12 protein-coding genes are annotated in these 8,169 nt (G+C 43.5%); all 12 read right to left on the minus strand.

Annotation, left to right across the window (positions count from 1 at the left end; all coding sequences use genetic code 11):
* Positions 1 to 4: 4 nt before the first annotated feature.
* Entirely contained in the window at positions 5 to 193 is a 189-nt protein-coding gene (locus tag BLV48_RS16455) for a hypothetical protein (RefSeq protein WP_091827885.1), read from the minus strand.
* A gap of 14 nt (positions 194 to 207) precedes the next feature.
* Positions 208 to 789, minus strand: a complete 582-nt coding sequence (locus BLV48_RS16460; RefSeq protein WP_091827886.1) for a hypothetical protein — start codon at positions 787 to 789, stop codon at positions 208 to 210.
* Positions 790 to 908: 119 nt separating this feature from the next.
* Positions 909 to 1,856, minus strand: a complete 948-nt coding sequence (locus BLV48_RS16465; protein WP_091827887.1) for a hypothetical protein — start codon at positions 1,854 to 1,856, stop codon at positions 909 to 911.
* Positions 1,857 to 2,153: 297 nt separating this feature from the next.
* Positions 2,154 to 2,762: a hypothetical protein gene (locus tag BLV48_RS16470; RefSeq protein ID WP_091827888.1), complete on the minus strand. Its 609-nt coding sequence runs from the start codon at positions 2,760 to 2,762 to the stop codon at positions 2,154 to 2,156.
* A gap of 101 nt (positions 2,763 to 2,863) precedes the next feature.
* Positions 2,864 to 3,205, minus strand: coding sequence for an Imm45 family immunity protein (gene imm45, locus BLV48_RS18820; RefSeq protein WP_139253949.1), 342 nt, complete (start codon positions 3,203 to 3,205; stop codon positions 2,864 to 2,866).
* 57 nt (positions 3,206 to 3,262) lie between these two features.
* Complete coding sequence (locus tag BLV48_RS16475; protein WP_217633043.1) at positions 3,263 to 3,517, minus strand: barstar family protein; 255 nt, start codon at positions 3,515 to 3,517, stop codon at positions 3,263 to 3,265.
* Positions 3,518 to 3,802: 285 nt separating this feature from the next.
* Positions 3,803 to 4,456 carry an imm11 family protein gene (locus tag BLV48_RS16480; RefSeq protein ID WP_091827890.1) on the minus strand — a complete coding sequence of 218 codons (654 nt, stop codon included), beginning with the start codon at positions 4,454 to 4,456 and terminating at the stop codon, positions 3,803 to 3,805.
* Between the two features lie 100 nt (positions 4,457 to 4,556).
* Complete coding sequence (locus BLV48_RS16485) at positions 4,557 to 4,736, minus strand: hypothetical protein (protein WP_091827891.1); 180 nt, start codon at positions 4,734 to 4,736, stop codon at positions 4,557 to 4,559.
* A gap of 321 nt (positions 4,737 to 5,057) precedes the next feature.
* Positions 5,058 to 5,717 carry an imm11 family protein gene (locus BLV48_RS16495; RefSeq protein WP_091827893.1) on the minus strand — a complete coding sequence of 220 codons (660 nt, stop codon included), beginning with the start codon at positions 5,715 to 5,717 and terminating at the stop codon, positions 5,058 to 5,060.
* A gap of 182 nt (positions 5,718 to 5,899) precedes the next feature.
* Positions 5,900 to 7,267, minus strand: coding sequence for a DUF6630 family protein (locus BLV48_RS16500; RefSeq protein ID WP_091827894.1), 1,368 nt, complete (start codon positions 7,265 to 7,267; stop codon positions 5,900 to 5,902).
* A 122-nt stretch (positions 7,268 to 7,389) separates the two neighbouring features.
* Entirely contained in the window at positions 7,390 to 7,686 is a 297-nt protein-coding gene (locus BLV48_RS16505; protein WP_091827895.1) for a hypothetical protein, read from the minus strand.
* Positions 7,687 to 7,851: 165 nt separating this feature from the next.
* A partial coding sequence (locus BLV48_RS19040; RefSeq protein WP_175527710.1) for a hypothetical protein occupies positions 7,852 to 8,169 on the minus strand: 318 nt, incomplete at its 5' end.

Below are 8,169 nucleotides of genomic sequence, written 5' to 3' on the forward strand. Positions count from 1 at the left end.
TGTTCTACCCTGTATGGTTTGCAGCCAAACCCAACAAAAAAAGAATCATTATGGCCAAGATAGAGCCAATACTTTTCAATTTTTTGTTAGCGAACTTGAAGTCAAACTTCCCGACTACAAATAGCACAAGGTAAACAATAGCGGCACTCATCAGCAAGCGGCCCAGTAAATTCCCTACAACATAGGCGTCCATTAGTGTATTTCCTTTTAATTATTGGGAAGAGGTTTCAAGTTACTGATTATTTTAGTCAGCATTGGATGGATGTGTTCTGACTTTCCCTGAGCGGTAACAGCAAAAAAAGCTACGGAGCGTCCTGAAGGCATCATACCGGCAAAACTGAGCGCTTCGTAATCCACCCCTTCAGATCTCAAAGACAGAAGCTCTTCATAACCTACGATGTCGCCATAGGTTACTTTTTCCATTTTTCGCATGACTTCAGGATTCATGGCACTTGCGCTCTTGCGTACAGTTGCCAAAGATTTCAGTGCAATCAAAGGTAAAAGTTCCTTTTTGATCGTGATATCAGGCACACTGACAATATCAATACTTGTGGGTGGATAATAGTCCTCAGGTGTACTGAGTATTATCGCATGGGTATCACGGCGGCGTTGAGTTTCCCAGTTCCATTGTGGTCGCGCGGGTACAAATATTTGAAGGCCTGCTTCGGGTACATCTGTCACGGCAAAGGGGCGTTTGGCCCGCTGCTCTTCGGCCTGTGATGGCACCGCGATAAAAAAATGTATGAATAAGGTGACTAAAGCTAAAAGGTTCAGACGGTTTCTGGACATGATTAATTCTTCCTGATTATCAGTCGTTATAAAACGGAGGCGTTCATCCTGAATAGCGGATAGTACCCTACTGAGTAGCCTCAGTAGGGTCAATAAGTCAATATGACCGTTTTAATTTTTCAATCCAAAGGTTCGATTCGCAAGCTGCCTTCCGGCTTTAATGTCAGCTTCGCTTTGCGCCAACCCAGCCCATCTTCAGACATCTGATTATGTAACTTGAGCAGTGCATTTTCTGAAGCGGTGCTGTCAGGTAGCATAAATCTATGAGCAGTATCATTAATAATATAGTCACTGACCATTGATACTTTGTTTTCGGCTATTTCAGCCGTAACAACAACGGCTTGCCATCCCACTGGAAGTTTACCGTCTAGTTCTGAAGAAATGAACTTACGAACTTCCGAGTCGCTAAACGTGACAGGGGCCAATAATTTTTCAGGCATTTCATCAACCCGGATAACCGCAGTATAGGTGTCTGGAGACTGCTTGTTGGCGGGGTCTATTATATCGAGCATCGGAATATTAAAGGTGACAGTTTTGCCGTTATTGGACAAAGAACCGTTGGTATCCTTTACCTGTTCGCCAGTGAAGGCGATATGAAAACCCTCACTACCAACTTCTTCTTTAAGACTTTTGATCATGGCCTGTTGCATTTCAGCAGGCATATCTGGTGGGAACATGTCCTCATTGAACTCGGAAATGAAAGTGTTGACGTCAAGTGTGAGTTTGATAACACCTTTATCTTCGGTTTCTACATCAATCGGCATAGGTTTGGATTTTTCTGTACTGCCGATATCGATAAAACTGACTTTGCCCTCTTGCAACCATGTGTCAATTGAAAATTGAGTGACGTGATGGCAAACAGTGCTTCCGTCTGCATGAGAAGTGAGTGAACCGCCCTGTTGCTCACAATTTTTATTTGGGTTGGGGCCTGGCTTTCCTGTATCAGCACCCTGCAGAGTACGAATGTCGAGTTGTTCCGATTTCAGATCGAAATCCAGGCTGACATCAATGCAGCCGCTTAGTGCAAGTGCACAAACGAGAGAAAGGAGTAACTTAGGCATTTTCATGTACACATCCTTTTGAAGTTGAGAAGTCCATCAGGTGGCTTGCGCAGCCCTGAGCATATCGATTAAAAGAGTAATTCTGAATGGAATTTTTTGTGTCGTCCAGCGGCGAGCTTAATTGTTACCCCTGTAATTTGATTTCAACAATGACTGGTTGAGATAATTAGCGTTACACTTTGCCCAAGTGTTTCTATCTTGCGCCATTTTTTATGTGGGTGTCAGATAAATACTGTCACTGTTCATCTAGCTCAATGCTTCCAACCGTGGTCTATTAAAAATTCAAATATCATACAATGGCATTTAATCCTGTCTCAATGAATAAAATATCTTATCTTCGCTACACGAATACTCATAACCTCGACTGAAAATATTTATATAGTGCTCCATATTAAATTCAATATTACAGATATCATTCAGTACGTACCAGTTTATATTGTAATCATAGTGAATATGATAAACTGCTTCATTTATAGAGTAGTATATCTTTTCTTTATATTTTAAGTTATCTATAAATATATCGTTTAAACATACATTAATTTCGCTATGCAGCGAATCTTGCCTCTTTATCTTTAAGAGCTGATCTTGATTGCAAAATTCAACTTCCTTTATATTTTTAATTTCATTGGCCAGTTCAATAAAATTATTTTCTCTCAATATTTTTATTTTTTCTTTTATATCAAAAAATATTTCTTCTTTAATGATTTTATCTGGGAGAGGGATCTTTTCTGAAAATAATTTGACCTCAATAAGTCTTGATTTTGTTCTATCACTTAAATTCATTTTTTCAAGTATTAAATCATAATCATGCTCTGTTAAATCCACTTCGAATAAATAATCGAAGTGGTTCATGTCATAGTTCTTTTTAGTATCCCTAAAAAGAACCCACTCTTTAACAATATTACGAATCATCAGTTAAGTTCCAATGATGGTACTACAGGTGGGTCTATCTGCCTTCAACTTTCTCAGCATTATTTTTAGCTATAAAAATATCTTAGTATTTCAAGGTTATTTTAAAATAAATCGGAAGAGATGGGTCCATGACATATCATTGCTGTTGATACATCTGACTCCATCCAGATCCAGTCATTCCAGTTTTCAATCAGCCAACCTACAGTAATACTCCTTTCAGGGTGAAGTGATGTAGCTGGAATTAGACGGAAAGGGTTTATACCACCCTTACTACCAGAAATTCTTACAATAGAAATTGGAAAATCGTTATCTCCAATCCATTCACAAATCATGAATATAACTACTTCATCACACCATGAATCATCTTTCAACTTTATTAGAGAGCCTCTTCTTATGCTTTTTTCTATCGGCTCATGAAGTAGTCTTTTCCAGTCAAGTTTCATTATTTAACCTTCTAACCTTGGTCGTTATTTTGGGAGTGAGTAAAAAACGCCGTTGGGTTAAGATCTTTTTATACTAACACCATCAGCTTCTTGGAATAGTTGAAATACCTTTTTTGCATAATCTCCAAGTGAGTCTTCAACTAAATCAAAATCCTTCCACTCCACTTCAACAGGCAGATCAATCCAGCCTGTGAGACAGTCCCAAAGAGCATCCAAATTCTCACCATAATAGATTGGAAGCTCAAGTTTTTCTTTTATTTCTATATATAAATCATATTCTGAAAGCATATTTGAACCCTCTAATACAAACAATTAAACCTCACTTTATTTTAATAAATGCCTCATAATGGTCTTTTTTATAGGAGGCCAACTGATGAATAGATGAATCTTCCAATTCAATTACTGGAGTTGGTTGAAGCTCATTCTTAGGGTGACTGTAAACCCGTACCTGCTGGTTACCATTGTACTCTTCGATTATAGGCTTAACTGCAATGTTTTCTGCGCTTTCGGTCAGCCATTGAATACTGGCAGAGGTGTCCAGGTCAGTGAAAAATCGATTGGGTCTCCTTGACGTAGAGCCCGGCTGATTCAATGTGTTTATATACTTCTCATTTCATTAACGGGGGTATACTTTATCCCTGTCATACCTGAATTTTTCATTTTTTCTACAATATCTGAGCGCAGCATTAAAGGTCTGAATCCTCCGTTTAGATGCACATAAAACATCTTTTGATTTTCCGGTATCTCATCATTCAATAGTACATAGTGCTCGATTGATCCTATTTGCAACTTTCCACTAGTGTCTGTCTCAATCGTAAAAAGAGAGTTTTCCTCATCAAATACTGGCAGCATATCTCTGGGGCACAGCAAGTAATAGGACTCCGGATAGGGTTCGCCTTTAATCGTCACCGCTGCCTCTGTAAAGTAGGCTTCAACGGCGGCCTCTTCGAACAACGCCCTGAGGCGGAAAGACACAAAAAAAGAAATTCCCACTTTAAACAGATCGAGCAAACGCCCCTCAGGCAGGGTATAGTGCTCATCAAACCAGGCTCCCTCCCCTTGGTAGTTTTCAATCTGAATGACAGGCAGGGTTGATGTCGGCAGCAGGTTCGGGTCCTGATAAAAGCGAAGAGAAGCAAGCCTTACCCACTCCCATACCGACCTTTCATCTCCTAAAAACCATTCCCTTGTCGATTCGGTATAGGTGAGGTTATGCCGTGACGATATTTGCGTAATTTGTAAGTAGTCCACTTTGACTCCTCCTATTGCCATATTTGGGGTTCACAACCAGCGCTGGTGTCAGAATAACTGCCGCGATGGATGAGCGACGCTTGTCGCGTGGCGTGTCGGCTTATTCCAGAGGCTCTACCTTGACTCCGCCCTGTGATTTGAATGTGAGCCTTGCCTTGCGCCAGGTATGTCCATTCTTGGCCATCAGGCGTTGCAACTTGATCAGCGCGTTCATGGGACCGATGTTGTTGGATGGGGTGAAGCGCTGTGGGGCGCCATCCGTGATGTAATGACTGATCATGCTGACGGCTCGCTTGCCGTCCTCTTCGAACAGTTCGGCAACGACGATCAGTTCCTTCCAGTTCGAGGGGTGTAGCCTGGCTTGTTGACGTCGTTCTTCGTCTTCGCGCTTGTACTTGTCGTAGAGTTCCTGGCCGATGGATTCGATGGTCTCTTTTTCATATTCTTCATCGAGCTCGGGTTTGTAGGCGAAGTCGATACTGTGGGTGCCGTCGCGGGAGACTTCGATGGTGCAAAGGTTCCAGTAGTCAGGACTATTTTCATTATTAATAACTAGTTTTCTTGCTACCTTCTGGATAAATCACATCGATAAACTCGGGCTTCAGAACGGGCGTTTCATCTCGTTAACTGGGGTAAATTTCATCCCCGTGATGCCTGCAGACCGAATCTGTTCCACAATATCAGAGCGCAGCATGAGGGGACGATATCCACCATTAATATGTAGATAAAACAACTTCTGTTCTGCTGGGATTTCATCAGTTTTCAGGACAAACGTATCAATCCTTCCAACAGATGATTCCCCAGAGGTGTCGTAACACGTCATAAATACAGATTGCTCCTCATCAAATACCGGCAACATATCTCGCGGAGCGACAAGGAAAAATGGCTCCAGATACTGCTCTTCCTCAATGGTGACAGACGCTTCTGTGAAAAAGGCTTCTGCTTCGTTCTCCTCCAGTAACTGCTTTAATCGAGACGACACAAAATTTCTAAGTCCCAGGGAAAAATAGTCTAGAAGCCGTCCTTCAGGCAGACTGTAAGCCCTGTTAAAACGGGCATCGTCACCTCTGTAATCTTCCAGCTCAATTATAGGAATTGGTTGAAGCTCACACTCAGGGTGATTGTAAAATCGTCGTCCTGCCAGCCCGGTCCAGACATTAGCGGCATTTCCGGGTGCCGTTTTTAGAAACCATTTGCGGGTGCTCGCGGTGTAGGTAATACAGTGGCTTGAGATTAATTCGCTGATTTCGAAATATTCCATATAGTGCTCTGTAAGTACTTATAAAATGGTTTACTGCCCGATCTGCTCTCGTATTACGCGTACCGGCAAGTCCATGCCTCTGATCAGCTTGTCGTGATGAATGGGCCTATTGGTGTCGCTCTTCGCAGCGGTCGCTCACCGGTTGCAGGTTGTCGTCTACCAGTAAAAGCCATACAGCGGCATTAAAACGGCTGATCATCGGCAAAGGTTCGGAGCGTCAGTCCCGCCCGTTCCAGTTGGATGACCCACTCATCCGCCTGCTCTTGGCGTACTGCCAGCGCGTAATAGCTGTCGTCGCCGGTATCTGGAGAGATCAGCCGGAAGCCCCGTTCGTTGAGCCATAGGTGGAAGCGGTACAGCACCTCCCAGACCCGGTGGGAACTGCTGAAGCTTAGCGGGTCCGGCTCGAACGCCTCTTCGATCGCCAGAGTACGGGCCAGATCGGCACAGAACGACAATGCGCTTTCGTCATCCTTCCAGTCTACATGCAGCAGTACCAGGCGACGATAGGTCTGCAGCAGTTCCATCTCCCACTGGGCCGTCGACAGGGCACAGAGAAGATCGGCGACATCGAACTGCTCCTCTTCCCACTCGTCGTTCAGCCACTGAACCAGAGCATTCCACAGAGTGGCCTGCAGGCTTTTGGGCAAAGTGGCTGCCATCCGTTCGAACAGCGGCTGCCAGGGGGCAAGCAGCTCGGGCGCGGGCTTGCGCTTGGGCGAACGCTTGGGTGGCTCCGGCAAGGCCGGCTCTTGCAGTGGCTGCAGGATGACCGGCTCGCCCCGGTATTGGGCGCAGGCCTGCATCAGATCGGTGGGATAGAACTCATGGTCGATGAAGCTGCTGTCATCGATATTCAGCGCGGCAACCACGGCGGCGGCGGGGTAACACCAATAGCCTTTCCATTCGCCTTGAAGGCGTTCTATTACAGGGTAGCGTTGTCTCGGTATTTTATTTTTCAGCAGCAGTTTTTCCCACTGATCCAGGTAGCGGGCGATCATGCCGGGGCGCTTGTCCGGTGGCGCATCGAACACCGCATAGAGGCTTTTGTAGACGGGTTTGTGATTTATATCATCAGCTAATGGGCGTGTGGGGTCATATATGCTCAGGAGACGGTCGATAAAGAGATCATAGCCAGCTGACATGGCGCGGGTGTTACGTCCGATCTCATCCCGGCTTTCACCCAGAGCATGGCCAAAGGCGAGGAGGATGCCGACCTCAATCGGATTGATAATGTCCATTCTGGCCTTTTCCATCCCGCAGGTATGGATACTCTTCTCTAGAAGACGCAACCGCTCACGGGTTTGCAGATAGACAGGACGCATGGAATCGATGCTGTCGCCACGCAGGTAGAGTGCTCGTAGAAGATCCAAGGAGTGGCCACATGAGTATTGATAACTGTAAACCCGTACCTGCTGGTTACCATTGCACTCTTCGATATATTTCAAAATATAGGCTTCACTGCACTCTTCTTCTGAGTTATCAATTAACCACTGAACACTATATGACGTATCGATATCAAGGTCGCTAAAAAATCGGTTGGGCCTCATCTATCTCTCCTTTTGGTAAAACTGATATTCGGAGCCGGTGCGGTCTAATTTTACCTTCGATGTGGAGCCTGACTGCTCATGAGTCTCATAGAATTTTGTATTACGGATTGCATAGAGATTCGTTAATCTCCAGAAAAACGCACAGTTTCAACATTTTTGTTCTTTAAATAATCAATAAGTATGATCAGTTCATATTTAAATTCTATTCTTCCATGCTCTTTAAATTTTTCAAACTCGGCTATTAAATTTGCAAGAGAAGCTCCATAGAAAGTTTCATCAGCTAAGTAGTAATCCTTTATTTTTCTCAGTTGTTTATAATTTTTATAATCATCATATGAAAAAATACTTTTATGAAGCGTCTCAGACATAGAGATGATCTTATTTTCTTTTTCTGTATATATCAAAATATCTAATGACATGACTATTCAAACTCTTCTAATATCTTTTATGAAGTAGTCTTCGCCACATCTACTCTGCGACACTTCAGTCAGCCATTGAATACTGGCAGAGGTGTACAGATCAGTAAAAAATCGATTAGGTCTCATTGGTTTTCCTTGACGTAGAGCCCGGCTGATTCAATGCGGCTATATACTTCTCATTTCATCAACGGGGGTATACTTTATCCCTGTCATTCCTGAAATTTTCATTTTTTCTACAATATCTGAGCGCAGCATTAAAGGTCTGAATCCTCCGTTTAGATGCACATAAAACATCTTTTGATTTTCCGGTATTTCATTATTCAATAGTACATAGTGTTCGACTGATCCTATTTGCAACTTTCCACTAGTGTCTGTCTCAATCGTAAACAGAGAGTTTTCCTCATCAAATACCGGCAACATATCTCTGGGGCACAGCAAGTAATAGGGCTCCGGATAGGGTTCGCCTTTAATCGTCACCGCCAC

It is taken from the genome of Marinobacterium iners DSM 11526, from assembly GCF_900107855.1.
Lineage (GTDB): Bacteria > Pseudomonadota > Gammaproteobacteria > Pseudomonadales > Balneatricaceae > Marinobacterium > Marinobacterium iners.

What these genes read in the sequence shown, in the direction of transcription:
- BLV48_RS16505 (WP_091827895.1), bottom strand. Translation starts at nt 7,686, where the DNA reads ATGTCATTAGATATTTTGATATATACAGAAAAAGAAAATAAGATCATC.
- BLV48_RS16485 (WP_091827891.1), bottom strand. Translation starts at nt 4,736, where the DNA reads ATGATCAGTCATTACATCACGGATGGCGCCCCACAGCGCTTCACCCCA.
- imm45 (WP_139253949.1), bottom strand. Translation starts at nt 3,205, where the DNA reads ATGAAACTTGACTGGAAAAGACTACTTCATGAGCCGATAGAAAAAAGC.
- BLV48_RS16470 (WP_091827888.1), bottom strand. Translation starts at nt 2,762, where the DNA reads ATGATTCGTAATATTGTTAAAGAGTGGGTTCTTTTTAGGGATACTAAA.
- BLV48_RS16455 (WP_091827885.1), bottom strand. Translation starts at nt 193, where the DNA reads ATGGACGCCTATGTTGTAGGGAATTTACTGGGCCGCTTGCTGATGAGT.
- BLV48_RS16500 (WP_091827894.1), bottom strand. Translation starts at nt 7,267, where the DNA reads ATGAGGCCCAACCGATTTTTTAGCGACCTTGATATCGATACGTCATAT.
- BLV48_RS16465 (WP_091827887.1), bottom strand. Translation starts at nt 1,856, where the DNA reads ATGAAAATGCCTAAGTTACTCCTTTCTCTCGTTTGTGCACTTGCACTA.
- BLV48_RS16460 (WP_091827886.1), bottom strand. Translation starts at nt 789, where the DNA reads ATGTCCAGAAACCGTCTGAACCTTTTAGCTTTAGTCACCTTATTCATA.
- BLV48_RS16495 (WP_091827893.1), bottom strand. Translation starts at nt 5,717, where the DNA reads ATGGAATATTTCGAAATCAGCGAATTAATCTCAAGCCACTGTATTACC.